17 protein-coding genes are annotated in these 16664 nt (G+C 49.1%); 12 read left to right on the plus strand and 5 right to left on the minus strand.

Features of this window, described 5'->3' with window-relative positions:
* Position 1 precedes the first annotated feature (1 nt).
* Both nqrM and sthA read left to right on the plus strand, forming a co-directional pair.
* Positions 2–232: a (Na+)-NQR maturation NqrM gene (nqrM, locus tag EHS89_RS06140; protein WP_124925242.1), complete on the plus strand. Its 231-nt coding sequence runs from the start codon at positions 2–4 to the stop codon at positions 230–232.
* Between the two features lie 172 nt (positions 233–404).
* The gene (gene sthA, locus EHS89_RS06145) at positions 405–1805 is read left to right on the plus strand and encodes a Si-specific NAD(P)(+) transhydrogenase (protein WP_124925243.1); all 1401 of its coding nucleotides are present in this window, start codon (positions 405–407) and stop codon (positions 1803–1805) included.
* Between the two features lie 79 nt (positions 1806–1884).
* Here sthA and EHS89_RS06150 read toward each other — a convergent pair whose 3' ends face one another.
* The 3 genes from EHS89_RS06150 to EHS89_RS06160 are packed head-to-tail and all read right to left on the minus strand — an operon-like array spanning position 1885 to position 3585.
* Positions 1885–2172 carry a hypothetical protein gene (locus EHS89_RS06150; RefSeq protein WP_124925244.1) on the minus strand — a complete coding sequence of 96 codons (288 nt, stop codon included), beginning with the start codon at positions 2170–2172 and terminating at the stop codon, positions 1885–1887.
* An 8-nt stretch (positions 2173–2180) separates the two neighbouring features.
* Complete coding sequence (locus EHS89_RS06155; protein WP_124925245.1) at positions 2181–3026, minus strand: hypothetical protein; 846 nt, start codon at positions 3024–3026, stop codon at positions 2181–2183.
* Positions 3016–3585: a PilZ domain-containing protein gene (locus tag EHS89_RS06160; protein ID WP_124925246.1), complete on the minus strand. Its 570-nt coding sequence runs from the start codon at positions 3583–3585 to the stop codon at positions 3016–3018. The genes EHS89_RS06155 and EHS89_RS06160 overlap by 11 nt, the downstream gene beginning before the upstream one ends.
* A gap of 98 nt (positions 3586–3683) precedes the next feature.
* Between EHS89_RS06160 and EHS89_RS06165 the strand changes: the two genes are divergently transcribed.
* Positions 3684–4928 carry a lipoprotein-releasing ABC transporter permease subunit gene (locus tag EHS89_RS06165; protein ID WP_124925247.1) on the plus strand — a complete coding sequence of 415 codons (1245 nt, stop codon included), beginning with the start codon at positions 3684–3686 and terminating at the stop codon, positions 4926–4928.
* Positions 4921–5637 carry a lipoprotein-releasing ABC transporter ATP-binding protein LolD gene (gene lolD, locus EHS89_RS06170; RefSeq protein WP_124925248.1) on the plus strand — a complete coding sequence of 239 codons (717 nt, stop codon included), beginning with the start codon at positions 4921–4923 and terminating at the stop codon, positions 5635–5637. Before EHS89_RS06165 ends, lolD begins: the two co-directional genes overlap by 8 nt.
* A gap of 38 nt (positions 5638–5675) precedes the next feature.
* On the opposite strand, the gene EHS89_RS06175 is transcribed toward lolD, so the two are convergent.
* Positions 5676–6257 carry a DUF2062 domain-containing protein gene (locus EHS89_RS06175; RefSeq protein WP_124925249.1) on the minus strand — a complete coding sequence of 194 codons (582 nt, stop codon included), beginning with the start codon at positions 6255–6257 and terminating at the stop codon, positions 5676–5678.
* 77 nt (positions 6258–6334) lie between these two features.
* On the opposite strand from EHS89_RS06175, the gene EHS89_RS06180 reads away from it, so the two are divergent.
* The 8 genes from EHS89_RS06180 to murB all read left to right on the plus strand — a co-directional run bounded on the left by EHS89_RS06180 (position 6335) and on the right by murB (position 13310).
* On the plus strand, positions 6335–8608 hold the full coding sequence (locus EHS89_RS06180; RefSeq protein ID WP_124925250.1) for a DNA internalization-related competence protein ComEC/Rec2: 2274 nt from the start codon (positions 6335–6337) through the stop codon (positions 8606–8608).
* Between the two features lie 60 nt (positions 8609–8668).
* Positions 8669–9289 (plus strand): MotA/TolQ/ExbB proton channel family protein, encoded by a 621-nt coding sequence (locus EHS89_RS06185; protein ID WP_170167424.1) that lies wholly within the window; start codon positions 8669–8671, stop codon positions 9287–9289.
* A gap of 12 nt (positions 9290–9301) precedes the next feature.
* On the plus strand, positions 9302–9721 hold the full coding sequence (locus tag EHS89_RS06190; RefSeq protein ID WP_124925252.1) for an ExbD/TolR family protein: 420 nt from the start codon (positions 9302–9304) through the stop codon (positions 9719–9721).
* 2 nt (positions 9722–9723) lie between these two features.
* Positions 9724–10749, plus strand: a complete 1026-nt coding sequence (lpxK, locus tag EHS89_RS06195; RefSeq protein ID WP_124925253.1) for a tetraacyldisaccharide 4'-kinase — start codon at positions 9724–9726, stop codon at positions 10747–10749.
* 30 nt (positions 10750–10779) lie between these two features.
* Complete coding sequence (locus tag EHS89_RS06200; protein ID WP_124925254.1) at positions 10780–10965, plus strand: Trm112 family protein; 186 nt, start codon at positions 10780–10782, stop codon at positions 10963–10965.
* A 66-nt stretch (positions 10966–11031) separates the two neighbouring features.
* Entirely contained in the window at positions 11032–11796 is a 765-nt protein-coding gene (kdsB, locus tag EHS89_RS06205) for a 3-deoxy-manno-octulosonate cytidylyltransferase (RefSeq protein WP_188885256.1), read from the plus strand.
* An 18-nt stretch (positions 11797–11814) separates the two neighbouring features.
* Positions 11815–12285, plus strand: coding sequence for a low molecular weight protein-tyrosine-phosphatase (locus EHS89_RS06210; RefSeq protein WP_124925256.1), 471 nt, complete (start codon positions 11815–11817; stop codon positions 12283–12285).
* Positions 12285–13310, plus strand: coding sequence for a UDP-N-acetylmuramate dehydrogenase (murB, locus tag EHS89_RS06215; RefSeq protein WP_124925257.1), 1026 nt, complete (start codon positions 12285–12287; stop codon positions 13308–13310). Before EHS89_RS06210 ends, murB begins: the two co-directional genes overlap by 1 nt.
* Before the next feature lie 323 nt (positions 13311–13633).
* On the opposite strand, the gene rne is transcribed toward murB, so the two are convergent.
* Entirely contained in the window at positions 13634–16642 is a 3009-nt protein-coding gene (gene rne, locus EHS89_RS06220; protein ID WP_244937359.1) for a ribonuclease E, read from the minus strand.
* Between the last annotated feature and the right edge of the window lie 22 nt (positions 16643–16664).

Raw genomic sequence — 16664 nt, forward strand, 5'->3', positions numbered from 1 at the left:
AATGACAACTTTGGTTCTTAGTTTTGTAGTGCTTGGTCTGGTCATCACTGGTATGGCTATCGGCGTTATCATGGGGCGTAAGCCGATCGCAGGTTCTTGTGGTGGTCTGGCAAATGTTGGTATTGAAGGTAAGTGTTCAATCTGCGGTGATGACCCACAAAAATGTGATGACGAGCAGGAAAAGCAGAAAAAGAAGGCTGAAATTGCAGACATGGCCTACGAAGTTAAATAATTGATCTGGTTCTCTATTAGGTTGATTCGGGTTAGCAGCACAGCGCTAACCTAAAGGCTAATTTGTCTGATCTATAGCAGGCTATATGCTTTCAGAATGCTTTATCCTGAAGAGCAGCAACTGCTTAGATGCATAAAACGATATAAAAAATAACAGGTAATAGGGGAAAGTGATGGCTGTATATGACTATGATGTCATTGTAATCGGTTCAGGTCCTGCCGGTGAAGGAGCGGCAATGAACGCGGCTAAGAAAGGCAGCCGTGTTGCTGTAATTGAAGTGCAGGATTCGGTGGGTGGTAACTGTACCCATAAAGGCACTATCCCTTCTAAGGCGTTGCGTCACTCGGTTAAACAGATCATCGAATTTAACACTAACCCTATGTTCCGTGATATTGGTGAGCCACGTTGGTTTTCCTTCCCTAAAGTGTTGAAACGTGCCGAAAAAGTTATCGCTAATCAGGTTATGATGCGCACTAACTTTTATGCCCGTAACCGTATTGATCTGTTCTTCGGTCAGGCAGAATTTCAGGACAAAAACACCGTATTAGTCAAAGGTACGATTAAAGGTGATGAAGTCCTGCGGGCCAAGAATGTTGTTGTTGCTACCGGCTCCCGTCCTTATACCCCGGAAGATATCGATTTTAGTCATCCGCGTATTTATAACAGCGATACTGTACTGACCCAGAGCCATACACCCCGTACACTTATCATTTATGGTGCGGGCGTTATCGGTTCAGAATATGCTTCTATCTTTAGTGGCCTGGGAGTTAAGGTCGATCTGATTGATTCAATGGATCGTTTGTTATCTTTCCTGGATGCCGAGATCTCTGACTCGCTGAGCTATCACCTGAGAAATAACGCCGTTAAGATTCGCCACAATGAAACTTACGACAAAGTCGTAGCGGATGAGCGTGGTGTTACCCTGACACTGAAGTCTGGCAAGATGATTCGCGCTGATGCTTTCCTTTGGTGTAATGGTCGTACCGGTAATACCGATAAGCTTAAGCTTGAAAATATTGGTCTTGAAGCCAATGGCCGTGGTCAGTTAGAAGTTGATGACCATTACCGGACTAATGTTGATGGTATCTATGCTTGTGGTGATGTGATCGGCTGGCCGGCATTGGCTTCAGCTGCGCTGGATCAGGGTCGTGCAGCTGCTTCTGATATGCTAAGTGCTGAAGACTTCCGTTATATCAACGATGTCCCAACCGGTATTTATACCATTCCGGAGATTAGCTCTATTGGTAAAACTGAAGAGCAGTTAACTCAGGAATGTGTGCCTTATGAAGTCGGTCAGGCGTTCTTTAAGGATACCGCCCGGGCACAAATTTCGGGTCAGCCGGTAGGTATGTTGAAGATTTTGTTTAATCGCGAAACCCTTGAAATACTGGGCATTCACTGCTTTGGTGATCATGCCGCTGAGATCGTGCATATCGGTCAGGCGATTATGAACCAGAAGGGCGAGGCTAATAGCATTAACTACTTTGTTAATACTACTTTTAACTACCCAACCATGGCTGAAGCCTACCGGGTAGCGGCAATTGCAGGTCTGAATCGTATTGCTAATCTATAATCGCTTTATTATGTCCGGAGTCTCTTGCTCCGGACTATTTTAAGTATAAAAAAACCGCCCTTGAGGCGGTTTTTTTATATCACTTGTCGTCCTTGTCTTTGTAAAACCCATCTTCATAATACTTGCCTTTCACGCCGAGCTTCTTTTCAACCCAGCGGTTGTAGTATTTCCAGACAAGAAAGCCGGGTGTCATGGCGATCATTATGCCAAGCATCAAGCCTGAACCTGCATACTCTTCGGGCAGCTGAGCGGTTATCCAGTCATAAAATCCAGTTTGGTCCATAAACAGATAATAGCCGATCAGGAACAGGAAGCCGGCGCCGGTGCCTATATGATGTAAAACCTTGTTATGCGAACTGTCTGACATGTAGCAGATTATCCTAAATAAAGATGGGCCCGCAGGCTGGGCAGGTAGGGCTGTGGATCGATCTTAAGATCGTTTCGCTCCAGCCTGCTGCGGGCTTCCGGGGGTGATAAAGGTGGCTCATTATACGCAGGTAAAACCGGATTTTCATTGCTTAGTGCGATTAGGATGGGAAGGGATGTGTTGCGTGCTTTACGGGTAACGCTGTCCTGTTGTTTCCAAACCATGTTGGCCCGGATTACCGGTACCTGTGTTTGAATCTGGGCCAGCATATCGCCAGGACGCAGTTTACCGACGGCACTGAGTTGCAGCTGTATGTGAGGCTGGCTGGTATCCATCTTCATTAACTTTTGCAGGGCTTCTTCGGGGCTAAGCTTGCGAATGCTCCGGCCACTGGTATACCAGCTGAAACCTACTTTCATGGGGGCTGTTTCCAAAACGGGAATCTGGCGATAGCACTGTTTCAAATGCAGTCGGCTGGCTCCCTGGCGATGAAGTAGTTCGGCCAGTTGCTGGGTTCGTTTATGTAACTGCTGCTGCAGCTCGCTATCCTGGCGTAATCGATATTGAGTGGCCAGGCTCTTAAACAGCGCTTTGGTATTATTTAACTGCTGGGCAGAATGTATCAGTTCAGGGCTGGCGCCGATAAGGCCGTGCTGGCTAAGGGTGGTTCGGCCGTCCTGGCCATCCCGGTACCAGATATCACCGTATAGTTGCGCCGCCTGGTCCAGATTAGTAGCCTGTTCGCCGGGTAGCCAGCAGGGTAGCTTGCTTTGGCTGAGTAGGGTTGTAAACGCTGCCAGGTGGCCGTTAAGCTGTTGCAGGGCTTCAACTAACTCGACAGCGCTAGTTGTCATTATCCTGCTTTTGCAGATCCCGGGCTTGGCAAGACAAAATATGCCGTGCAACTATCATGCGACTACTCTCCGGCATATCGGTAAATTCAACGCCGATTTTGTAGCCTTTTTCATCTGCCAGGCCACAGTAAAGTACTCTGCCGTAAAGTAATAAGCCAGTCAGGTTTTCTTCAAATACGATCTTCAGGGCCAGATAGCTACCTAGCTCAATTGCCACATCATTAGAAAAACTAAGTCCGCCTTCGCTGAGATTGATCTCGTGGGTTGAGAGGTTGTCAAACTCGACATCGCTTTTTGCAACGGCCTGGGCGACGGCGTTAATGCGAGCACCCAGATTTTCAAGGTAACTGGCTATGGCTGGTTCTTTTTGTGAAATTTTACGTAGTTGATAGCTGCTATCCTGACTCAGATCCTGAAGTTCAGTCAGCAACATAAAGAAAGGCGAGACTTCAAATTGCGAGGGTAGCCGGCTGTGCTTCATCTCCTGAATGGTGATGATCTTATAATCCAGCGCAACCTTTCCGTTTATGCGGAAATACTGTCGTCGTTCCTGATTCAAAATGCTGTCCTCGAAATAAACTCACTTTCAAGCAGTATAGCGAATATTATTCTGATTTTGTTAGAGAAATTCACCAGTGTGTGATTTAATCCTGAGCCATGTTTAGACCATTTTCTATCTACGTTGGCCTGCGTTATACCGCCGCCAAACGAAGCAATAATTTTATCTCTTTCATCTCCCTTGTATCGATGCTCGGACTGATGCTGGGTGTCGCTGCGCTGATCGTCGTATTATCGGTTATGAATGGCTTTGACAGGGAGTTGAAAGACCGTATTTTGGGTATGGTGCCCCACGGGACTATCTCTGATTATGGTCAGCCGTTGCAAAACTGGCAGGCGATTGCCGCACAAGTTGATAAGCAAGCCGGTGTTGTCGGTAGTGCGCCTTATATCCAGGCCCAGGGGATGCTGACGAACCGGGGTGTGGTGCGTGGGGTAATGATTAATGGTATCGATCCTGAATTAGAGAGAAAGATCTCAATACTGGATGATCATATGAAAGCTGGCTCTCTTGATCAGCTGCAGCCTAAAGAGTACGGCATCATTCTTGGGGCGCTACTGGCCCGGTCGATGGGGGTTGCTGTAGGCGACAAGATTACGCTGGTGTTGCCTGAGGCCTCGATCAGCGTTGCCGGTGTTATTCCACGTTTGAAACGATTTACGGTGGTGGGATTGTTTGAAGTAGGGGCGGAGCTGGATGCCAGCCTTGCTTACATTCATATCAGTGACGCGGCGCGAATTAAACGTATGCCGGACGGCGTAGATGGTTTGCGATTGCAGTTTGATAACCTGTTTGAGGCGCCTTATCGAATCCGTCAGATTATTACCGACACAGGTGAGCTATACCGAGCCAGTGACTGGACCCGTACCCACGGTAATCTGTTTCAGGCAATTCAGCTGGAAAAAAAGATGATCGGTCTGTTGTTGTTCCTGATCGTTTTTGTGGCAGCCTTCAACATAGTGTCGACGCTGGTGATGGTGGTCACGGATAAGAAGGCTGATATCGCAATATTGCGGACGTTAGGCGCTACACCTGGCTGTATTATGCGAATATTTATGGTGCAGGGCACGGTCATCGGTGTCATGGGGACTATGCTCGGTACCCTGCTGGGAGTGGTCTTAGCACTGACTGTTACAGATCTGATCGCCTGGGTTGAGAATACACTGGGCATTCAGTTTCTCAGTGCTGAAGTTTATTTCATCAGCTATCTTCCGTCTCAGTTGCGTGTTGAAGATGTGCTGGTGATTACGGGTGTTGCACTGTCGATTAGTTTCCTGGCAACCCTTTATCCTGCGTGGCGGGCCTCGAAGACTCAACCGGCGGAGGCTCTGCGTTATGAGTGAGTTGAATAAGGTGCAAAGTAGCGCTGATGATCGTCTGGTTTTGCAGTGCCTCAAACTAGAAAAAAGCTACGGTGAAGGCGATATCTGTGTAGAGGTTTTACGCGGTGTTGAACTTGATGTGCGTCGGGGTGAAACCCTGGCTATCATCGGTAGCTCAGGCTCAGGCAAAAGTACCCTGTTAAATATGCTGGGGGGGCTGGATTTGCCGAGTACGGGCGATGTTCAGATTGATGGCCATTCACTGGCTACTCTGAATGAAAAGCAGCGTGCGGATCTTCGTAACCGTTCGTTGGGTTTTGTTTATCAGTTTCACCACCTGTTGCCAGAATTCACGGCGTTAGAAAATGTGGCGATGCCGTTGCTGATTCGTGGCGATTCAATTGAATCGGCAAGGCTTAAGTCCCGTCAGTTGTTAGAGTCGGTCGGGCTGGGGCAGCGCGTAGAGCATAAGCCTTCAATGCTGAGTGGTGGTGAACGTCAGCGAGTCGCTATTGCCCGGGCATTGGTGACTAATCCAGCTTGTGTGTTGATGGATGAGCCAACCGGTAATCTTGATCGGCATACCGCAGAAGATGTGCAGGCGTTGATGACAAAGCTGAATAAAGAGTTTCAGATCTCTTTTATTCTGGTGACTCATGACTCTTTGCTGGCTCAGCAGCAGGGGCGGGTAATGGAATTAAAGGATGGTTTATTGCATCAGATCAGTTGAATTAAATGTTTGATTGAGTCAGATAAAAAAGCCGGATCTTAATCCGGCTTTTTTGATTCTGTTTCACTGTCTTCTGTATGCAACAGGCATACATCTGACGGATTGATCGACTTCCTGTTTTTACGTTTGCGCCAACTGCTATTTACATGCCAGACCCAGAAGCGCTGCATCAGGATATAACCTAAGGATCCGGAGACTATTCCACATACAGCAGAGCCGAGTATCAAAGGTAACCAGATTGCCGACAGTCCGTTAGTAAACCATTCCCAGGTAAGTTCAAACTGTACGTCCTGCAGCGGAGTGCCAAGAATCTGGGTGCCTACCCAGTAAGTAAAATAGAACATCGGCGGAATAGTGATTGGGTTTGTAATCCATACCAGGCTAACCGAGATCGGCAGGTTGCTACGCACTACCAAAGCTAAAACCGCAGCAATCAGCATCTGTGAAGGGAGGGGGATAAAGGCGCAGAAAAGACCAACAAGAAAGGCTTTACTAACCGACTTGCGGGTCAGATGCCACAAATTGGGGTCGTGTATATGTGAGCCGAGCCAGCTCAGATATCGGTTGGATTTGAGCTTATGCTCATCCGGCATGTACTTGCGTATCAGTTTGCGCGGCATCAGGGTCGCACTTATAGTTACTTCGTGGGAATAATATTATGCCCCCTATAAGTCGCTAAGCCAACCGGAAATCAGGGATGATTGGAATATCTGTTGGGGTAGTGCTGGTTGCCTGCATGTCATCACTGCTTCCTGGTGTGTGGTTAGTGGTTTTGATGCTGCTGGTGTTGCTGCTATTCCAGGCTATCTTCTTAATAAAAAATAACTTTTCAGGATTGCTCTGGCAGATTCTTGGGCTACTTGTTGGGCTTATTTATGCAAGTTGTTGGGGTTATTACCAGTTAGCACAGCAATTACCGACGAACCCGCAACGTCATGATGTAACGCTTACAGGTATTGTTACTGAAGTTAAGCTTGATTCTGATCTGTTAAGCCGATTTGTATTGCGGGTTGAGCGTGTTGAGGACGCTGGATCGTCAGTATCGATTACCAAAGCAGAGCTGGCCTGGTATCAACCGACAAGTGTTTTAGTTCCGGGTGATCGGTGGCGCTTTAGTGTGCGCTTAAAGCCAGTGCGTGGTTTCAGTAACCCCGGTGGCGATGATTATAAGGCGCGTCAGTTAAGCAGGGGTATCGGCGCTAAAGGCTATGTTCGCGGTGACGCTGTTTTAATATCTACGGCCACAGCAGAGCCCATTGCCCGACTCAGATATCAGTTTTCAGATTGGTTATCCCGGTTGCCCGTTTCGAGCCGAACCTTAGCCACTATCAAAGCGTTGTTGTTAGGTGATAAGTCTGGTCTGACAGATGATGACTGGGATTTGTTACGAAGTACCGGCACTGTTCATCTGGTCGTTATTAGTGGCATGCATATAGGCATTGTTTGTCTGTTAGGGTATTGCTTGGGCTTTGTTCTGCAGTGGCTGATCTCGAAGGTTTGCTGCGGGCTTACTGATATTCGGGCAATCAGAGTTGTTCTGGCGTTGTCCATGGCGCTGCTGTATGCCTTGTTGGCAGGCTTTACTATTCCTACGCAGCGGGCCTTGATTATGGCGGGAGCCTTATTGTTACCCGCTTTATTGCATATTCAACTGGCCCTTGGTCAGCGCTTTCTTCTGGCGCTTGCGCTGGTGCTGTTATTTCAGCCTTTGAGTATATATCAACCCGGCTTCTGGTTGTCCTTTGGTGCCGTGTTAGTGTTGTTAATTGCATTGCAGCCCGGTACAGGTGCTGTTAGAAATCTGATTAATGCTCAGTGGGTGGTATTTGTGGGGTTGATGCCGTTGCTCCTGTTCTGGGTCGGGGCGGCCTCTGTTATAGCTCCCCTGATCAACCTGCTGGCGATCCCCTATCTGACCTTCATTATGTTGCCCGGGACTTTAATCGGGGCGGCTGTCAGTGCTATTGAGCCAGGTAGTGGTGCGATTATGTTGAATTCGCTCTGTGATCTGTTCTGGTCATCGCTAGAGTACAGTCATTCGCTGGCCGGTGATTTGGAAATTGAACTTCTGCCGACCAGGTTACCAGTGATCATCGCTTTCTGCGGTGCGTTGTTATTGGTGCTGCCGATCTCTGTGGATTTCAGGGTGTTCGGTTTGTTTTTGTTCCTGCCGCTGTTATTTATGGCGTCAGAACGTCCGGATAAAGGGCAGTTTAATGTCACCGTTATCGATGTGGGGCAGGGGTTGTCTGTTTTGATTGAAACCGAGACTAAGGTGTTGCTGTACGACACCGGTGCGGGATATCGCACAGGAGGGAGTGTTGCGCCCTATACCGTATTACCACTGCTGCGTCATAAGAGCATCAATCATCTGGATAAACTGGTTATCAGTCATGCTGATAGCGATCATGCAGGGGGATATCCTGCTATCAGGCATAGGATTGCTATTGCTGATATTGATACCGGTAGCCTGGTATGGGGGAAGAAATATAAGGCGGATGCCTGTGCAAGTGGTGACTTTTGGCGATGGGATGGGGTTGAATTCAAATATATTCAACCGGCTACACCCTGGAAGGATGATGAGAATAATCGCTCCTGTGTGTTATTGGTTAAAAATGACCGTTGTAGCCTGATCATTCCAGGTGATAGCGATAGCGGTGTTGAGAGTCAGGTCCTGCTGCAGTATCCCCGCATAGAGGCAACCTGGTTGGTGGCAGGCCATCACGGTAGTCGCTTTTCAACTTCAGTTGAGTGGCTGCAGGCTTTAAAGCCAGAAAGTGTGATTTTTAGTGCCGGGGCAGGTAACCGTTATGGCCACCCTGCGCATCAGGTTAAGTCCCGGCTAACGGGGCTGAGTTTGTCCTGGTTGATCACGTTTGAGTCAGGTGCGTTGATTCTTGCCAGTACAAAAAATGGCTGTTTGACAAGGGAGTACAGGGCAATGAAAAAGCGTTACTGGACAGCAGGTTAATCTCTATTATGGTGTCTGACTCTATGCTAGAGTATGGGCCGGTTTGAAGGAGGAATACTGGTGTTTGAGCTGATTCAATCTGGTGGTTGGTTAATGATACCGATCATCGCCTGTTCTATTTTGTCTCTTGCTATCTGTCTTGAGCGTCTATGGGTGCTACAGACAAAACGTGTCGCCCCGTCGCAACTGTTATCTGAGGTCTGGGTGTTAGTGCGTAATGGCGAAATGACGCCTGACCGGATGCAGTTGATCCGTAATCAGAGTTTTCTTGGGCAGATTATGGTTGCTGGCCTCAATAACTCCAATCACGGTCGTGAGATTATGAAGGAGAGCATTCAGGAAGCCGCGCAACATGTTCTGCATCAGCTTGAGCGTTTCTTAAATGCATTGGGTACCATTGCGGCAATAGCGCCTTTATTAGGCTTGCTGGGTACTGTTATCGGTATGATTAAAGTATTCGCTGAAATTATGTTGCAGGGTACCGGTAATGCCAGTGTGCTTGCGGGTGGTATTTCTGAAGCGTTGATTACCACTGCTGCCGGATTATCCGTGGCTATCCCGACCCTTATCTTTCACCGCTTTTTTCAGCGCAAGGTTGAGACGCTCCTGATTGAAATGGAACAGGAATCTCAAAAGCTGGTAGAAGTAGTACACGGTGAGCGTGAAGTTGATTTTGAGTAACAGGTGGGATACGTGAAATTTCGTCGTAAAGAGCCCGAAGAGGTCACGGTAAATTTAACACCATTGATAGATGTGGTGTTTTTGCTGCTGATCTTTTTTATGGTATCGACAACCTTCACTAAGGAAACCCACTTGCAGATTGATCTGCCTGAAGCGGGTGGTGAGATCAGTGAAGCACAAGCTAAGATAATTGAGGTAGTCATCGGGATCGACGGTGATTACAGCGTGAACGGACAGAGCCTTATTAATAGTCAGCCTGATACGTTGCGGCGCGCTATTGTTGATCAGGCCAGTGATAATCGAAAGCTTCCGTTTATCATCTCTGCAGATGCTGAAACGCCGCATCAGGCGGTCGTAACCGCGATGGATGTCGCTGGAAAACTTGGTTTTGCCAGTCTGAGCATTACCACTCAGCAACCGGCTGAGCAGTAAGCGTGGGGCTGGAACAGGCCTGGTACCGGCGAAGCGGTTGGCTCAAGTTACTGCGGCCTGTAGAGTTGTTGTTTCGTTTTCTGTCTGCCAGGCGGCGACAAAGCTATGCTAGTGGTCAAAAGCAAAGCTGGACTGCCCCCGTACCGGTTATTGTGGTCGGTAATATTTCTGTTGGCGGGACAGGCAAGTCTCCGTTGGTTGTTTGGCTGGTCGAATACTTACGCGCTAAAGGGCTTAAGCCGGGTGTTATTAGCCGGGGCTATGGCGCAAATCCTCCTTGTACTCCCTATTTTGTTACCTCTGGTTCCTCCGCTTCAGAAGCGGGCGATGAGCCCCTGATGATTGTGCGTCGTACCGGTGTGCCGATGGTTATAGCGCCGGATCGGGTTGCTGCCGCAAAATTATTACTCGAGCAAACTAGCTGCGACTTGATTATCAGTGATGATGGGTTGCAGCATTACGCATTAAACCGCTCGATTGAAATTGTTGTTGTTGATGGCTCCCGGGGTTTTGCTAATGGCCGCTGCTTGCCTGAAGGCCCCTTACGTGAACCGGTTGAACGGTTAGATGAGGTTGATCTGATCGTTGTGAATGGTACAGCAGCCCCCGGATTGTTTTCAGAAAATCGGTCAAAAGAATGTGGGGCTAAACAGTTCTCTATGCAGTTGACGTCTGATTTCTTTGTGCATGTGAAGCGGGCTAGTCATTGTCCGGTTGATCAGTGGTCTCAACGACGACAAGTCGATGCTATCGCAGGCATTGGTAATCCTCAGCGTTTTGCCGATACGTTAACCGGCTTGGGTTTTACGCCTCAGCTTCATCGGTTTCCCGATCATTATCGTTATAAACAGGAAGATCTTGATTTCGGTGAAGACTCTGTTTTGATAATGACTGAAAAAGACGCCGTAAAGTGCGATCATATAACTCTAAACAATGCATGGTATCTGCAGGTGTCAGCCCGGTTGGATGAGTCATTTTCCAGTCGCTTAGATAGCTTGCTAAAGCAAACAGTTTCCTCCGGGAAATAATTTTTTTAATGTATATAAAGGCTTGTTCAGATGGATAAGAAACTTCTCGATATTCTGGTTTGTCCGGTATCTAAAGCACCGGTTGAATTGAACAAAGAAACAAATGAGCTAATCTGTCGTAGCTCCGGTCTGGCTTACCCGATCCGGGACGATATTCCGGTAATGATTGAATCTGAAGCCCGAACCCTGACGTCTGAAGAGCGCCTGGCGAAGTAAGGGCGTTTGTTTTAGAACGCATTTTTTAAAGGTGCTTTGTTAAGGCTTCTTTTTTAAGGAATTGTTATGGCATTTTCTGTTGTTATTCCGGCTCGTTTTGGTTCTTCTCGCTTTCCGGGTAAGCCGCTGGCGGATATCGCCGGTAAGCCTATGGTTCAGCATGTCTATGAACGGGCTATTCAGAGTGAAGCTCAGCGGGTAATTGTTGCGACAGATGATCAACGCATAGCTGATGCTGCCCGCGGCTTTGGTGCTGAAGTCTGTCTGACGTCTGATCAGCATCCTTCAGGCACTGATCGTCTGCAGGAAGTTGTTCACTCATTGGGCTTTTATGCTGATGATATTGTGGTGAATGTGCAGGGTGATGAGCCGCTAATACCGCCGCGAATTATTAATCAGGTGGCGCATAATCTGCGGGCCGTGCCTGAAGCCAGCATAGCAACGCTGAGTGAGCCTATTAATGATCTTGAAAGTGTTTTGAACCCCAATGTGGTTAAGGTCGTCGCTGATCAAAAGGGGCGGGCGCTCTATTTTAGTCGGGCACCTATTCCCTGGCCCCGTGATCAGTTTTCTGATCCGGCGGGTCGACAGGTAATGCCGCAAGGGATTAACTTTCAGCGCCACATCGGTATCTATGCCTATCGGGTAAAGTTGCTCAATGACTTTGTTGGTTGGGCACCTGCGCCGGTTGAAGAAACAGAATGCCTGGAGCAGCTGAGAGCGATGTGGAACGGTGCGCAGATTCATGTGGATGTTGCCGATGAGCAGCCGCCTGCCGGCGTTGATACGCCGGAAGATCTTGAGCGTATTCGTCATCTTTTTGAACAGTAAAAGTAAGAGTTCACTGGTATGAAACGGGTACTATTTGTCTGCTTAGGCAATATCTGTCGTTCACCGACAGCGCATGGTGTTTTTCGTCATCTGGTTGAGCAGCAAGGTCTGGCGCACTTAATTGAAATCGATTCGGCGGGCACCGCAGCTTATCATGTGGGTAATGCGCCGGATCACCGTTCTGCTGCTGCCGCTTTGCAGCGGGGTTACGATCTGAGTGATCTGCGAGCCCGTCAGGCGATACCTGCTGATTTCGACCATTATGATTATATTCTGGCGATGGATGGCCAGAATCTTGAGGATCTTCAGGGTATCTGCCCGGCAGATTATAAGGGTCACTTAGGTTTGTTTTTGTCGTTTGTGGATGACAGTACCCGGGATGTCCCTGATCCCTACTATGGTGGCGCTTCTGGCTTTGATCAGGTGCTCGATCTGGTGGAGCGTGCATCTGATGCATTACTGCAGCAAATACGTAAAGAGTTGTCCTGATGCCGTCACTGATCCAGGAAAACGTGTCACTCAAAGCCTTTAATAGTTTCGGATTTGATGTAACTGCGCGCTACTTTACCGAACTGACCTCTATGGATCAAATAGAGTCTGTTCTGGGCTTTGCCCGGAATAATAGGTTGGCTCTGTTGGTTATTGGTGGCGGTAGTAACCTTGTGCTGACTGATGATATCGATGCTTTGGTGTTGGTCAATCGGCTTTGTGAACGAGAGATTATCGCTGAGCAGGACGGGGTCGTCAGAGTGCAGGCGGGCGCAGGTGAAAACTGGCACGACTTTGTTCGCTGGACCCTTGAGCAGGGTTTGTCTGGTTTAGAGAACCTGTCACTTATACCGGGAACGGTAGGGGCGGCGCCGATGCAGAATATTGGCGCTTATGGTGTTGAGCTTAAGGATGTAATGCTGAGTCTTGAAGCTTACGATATTGAAACCGGCGAGATTAAAGTCTTCAGTTGTGATCAGTGTGGTTTTGGTTATCGGGATAGTGTCTTTAAGAATCGATATCCCGGACGATATCTGGTGTTGAGTGTGCTGTTTTCATTGCAGGCAGAGTATCAGCCGGTGCTGCATTATGGTGGTATCGCGGATGAGCTGGCTGCTGCAGGTATTGAAACACCAACAGCGCTGCAGGTAAGTGATCTTATTTGTGAGGTGCGTTGTCGAAAACTACCTCAGCCTGAGGCGATCGGCAATGCGGGTAGTTTCTTTAAAAACCCGGTTATTTCTAATGCTGAAGCTGAGCAGTTAAAACAGCGTTTTTCGGGGTTGGTTTCATTCAGTGATAAGCCCGGTTTTACTAAATTGGCGGCCGGTTGGCTGATTGATCAGTTAGGCTGGAAAGGGCGGCGTCAGGGTGATGCCGGGGTGTATGATAAGCAAGCCCTGGTGCTGGTTAATCATGGTACTGCAACAGGCTCTGATATTCTGGAGCTGGCGGGGGCTATTCAGGCAGACGTTTACTCCCATTATGGTGTGATGCTGGAAATTGAGCCGCGCAGCTATCCATAACAATCAACTGCTCTTGCGCTATCGCTATCGTATTGAACAGATACAAGAAAGACATAAAAAAGCCCGCACTATCTCTAAAAATAGTGCGGGCTTTTTTGTTTGGCCTGGTAATTAAACCATCTTGTATTCATTTTAGGTGCTTTGCTCGCCAGAAAAGGTCTGAGTGTTTTTCAGAGTTGTTGGATGGAGTTGAGTGAGTGGTATGCGGGCAAGCTTTAAAGGTTGTGGTTGATGGGGGATAGTGAGGTCTCGCTTAAAAGACAGGTATAAAAAAGCCCGCATTCTCTTTAAGAGTAGTGCGGGCTTTTATGATGGCTGGTTAATTAGCCAGCATTGTTTTCGTTTGAAGCGCTCTGTTGATCAGCAGAGCTGTCAGTATTTTGCTGAGCTGCTTGCTGGCGAGGATCGTTTGCGGCGCGACGTTGGCGGCGCTGACGAGGTGCAACACCTTCAGGAGCCTCCGTTGGCGCAGCCTCACGACGTGGGCGAGCGGTCATCAGCTGGTCAGCGGGTACAGAGGCTTCCTGAGATGGTTCAGGGCGCTTGCGTACTCGGCGGCCAGCAGGGCGAGCTTGCTCGGCTTTAGCTTCTTCTTTCGCAGGTTCTGCAGCCGGTTCTTCAGCGGCAGGAGCTGCTGCTTCAGGAGCGGCGGCTGGTGCTGGAGTAGTTTCAACTGCAGTCTCTGGTGCTGCTTCCTCTGAGGTAGGTTCCTCAACTTTAACCGGCGTTTCAGCTACGGATGTTTCAACTACCGGTTCTTCAGCTACAGGCGCTTCAGTCGTAGTCGCTTCAGCTGTAGGCGCTTCGGTTGCAACTGTGGTTTCAGTCTTCACTTCAGTCGGTTGTGCAGCTGCTTCAACGCTGGCTTCTTGAGCTGGAGTCTCTGGTGCAACAACGGTCTCTTCCTTAGCGCTTTCTGCTGATGGCTGCTCAGAAGTCTGGGCAGTATCCGCTGCGTTACCTTCAGCTTCGGACTTTCTCTTAGGGCCGCGGCGACGCTGACGTCGTTTACGAGGCTTTTCCTCAGCAGTATCGGTAACGCTGGTGTCGCTTTCATTAACTGGCTGAGTCGCTTTAACTTCAGTTTCGACTACTGCTTCTGTGTTTACAGATTCAGTGCTCGGCGCTTCAGTATTCAGTTGCTCTTCAGTTGTTGCTTCACCGGTGCGTTTGCCAGCGCGCTCACCACGGTTGCGACGGCCCCGACGGCGTTCGCCACGAGCCCGGCCATCTTCATTTTTATCTGATGGACGGTTTTGTTCTTCAGTAGCGCTGCTCTGATTTTCAGGCTGTTGCTCTTCCTGGCGACCTTTATCACGTTCACCGCGACGGCGGTTTCGAGAGCGGCTGCGACGAGTATCTGAGGAGCGGTTATCAGTGCTTTGCTCGCTAGATTCTTTGTTTTCTTTAGTGTCTTTGTCAGCATTGCTGTCTGACAGGTTGTCGCTGATTTTATCGCTGTCGCGACGTTGGTTGCGATCACGATCACGATCGCGTCCACGTCCACGATCCCGACGGTTGTTAGAGTTTGAACGTTTGCGGCCGCGCTGCTTACGATTGCGCTCCTCTTGCTCTGGCTCTTTCTCTTCTTGTTTCTTGGTTTCGGTCTGTTCTTCATTGCCACCGAACAGGCTGGTTAGTGCGCCCATAATCCGGCTGCCAAGGGATGGCTGTTGTACAACTTCTTGTGCTTTAACCGGTTCTTCCTGAGTCGCGCCAGTAGGAGCGGGTGTAGCAGGCGCTACAGTGCTAACGGCTGCACGTTCTCTTGCTGGTTGAGCTTTAGCTGTTTCAGCTTCAGGCTCGTCTTCAGGCTCAGGTTGTAGCGTATAGCTTGCGTCGTTGGTGTTGATAACCGTATGGTCATCGCGCAGACGAACAACTTCGTAGTGCGGCGTTTCCATGTTTGGATTAGGTACAACCACAACACGTACATCGTGGCGTAGTTCAACGTCATGCACTTCACGACGCTTCTCGTTAAGCAGGAAGGTCGCAACAGATACCGGCAGGATTGCCCGGATCTGAGCTGTGCGATCTTTCGCAGACTCTTCTTCAATCAGGCGCAGAATAGACAGTGCCAGTGATTCAGTATCACGAACGGTGCCCTGGCCGCTACAGCGTGGACATACAGCGCCACGGCTTTCGATCAATGAAGGGCGTAGGCGCTGACGGGACATTTCCATCAGGCCGAAGCGGGAGATGCGCCCCAGTTGTACCCGTGCGCGGTCGACCTTAAGCGCATCGCGCATACGGTTTTCAACTTCACGCTGGTTTTTGATTGGCGTCATATCGATAAAGTCGATAACAATCAGGCCACCAATATCACGCAGGCGTAGCTGTCGTCCGATCTCATCGGCAGCTTCCAGGTTGGTATTCAGGGCTGTTTCTTCAATATCGCTACCGCGGGTTGCGCGGGCAGAGTTGATATCGATCGATACCAGAGCTTCAGTCGGATCTATAACAATAGAGCCACCTGAAGGGAGCTGTACTTCGCGCTGGAAGGCGGTTTCAATCTGGCTCTCAATCTGGAAGCGGTTGAACAGAGGGATCTGCTCATCGTACAGTTTGATCTTGTTTTGATAGCTTGGCATTACCTGCTGTACAAAATTCAGAGCATCCTGATAAACATCAGGATTATCGATCAGTACTTCACCGATGTCCTGGCGCAGGTAGTCGCGGATCGCGCGGATAACAACGTTGCTTTCCTGATAGATCAGGAAGGGCGCTTTGCGTTCGCCGGATGCAGATTTGATCGCATCCCAAAGTGTCATCAGGTAATCAAGATCCCATTGCAGATCTTCAGAGGCGCGGCCAATACCAGCGGTACGTACAATAACGCCGGTTTTAGCGGGAATATTAACCCCGTCCATCGCTTCTTTAAGTTGCTTGCGATCATCGCCTTCGATGCGACGGGAGATACCGCCGGCACGCGGATTGTTAGGCATCAGGACTAAATAACGTCCAGCCAGACTGATGAAGGTTGTCAGGGCAGCGCCTTTGTTGCCGCGCTCCTCTTTATCAACCTGAACGATGACCTCGGTACCTTCGGCAACAACTTCTCTGATGTTAGGACGGCCGCCTTTCGGGGAGTCCTTTTTGAAGTACTCGCGGGAGATCTCTTTCAGGGGTAGAAAGCCATGGCGTTCGGCACCGTAGTCAACAAAAGCAGCTTCCAGGCTAGGTTCAACCCGGGTTATTTTGCCTTTGTAAATATTGGCTTTCTTCTGTTCGCGGGAGCTGGACTCGATATCCAGATCGTATAGTCGCTGGCCATCAACCAGGGCGACGCGCAACTCTTCTTGTTGAGTTGCATTTATTAGCATTCTTTTCATGATTCGTTAGCGTTCTCTGTAG

The sequence above is a fragment of the Amphritea balenae genome, assembly GCF_003858655.1.
Taxonomy (GTDB): Bacteria; Pseudomonadota; Gammaproteobacteria; order Pseudomonadales; family Balneatricaceae; genus Amphritea; species Amphritea balenae.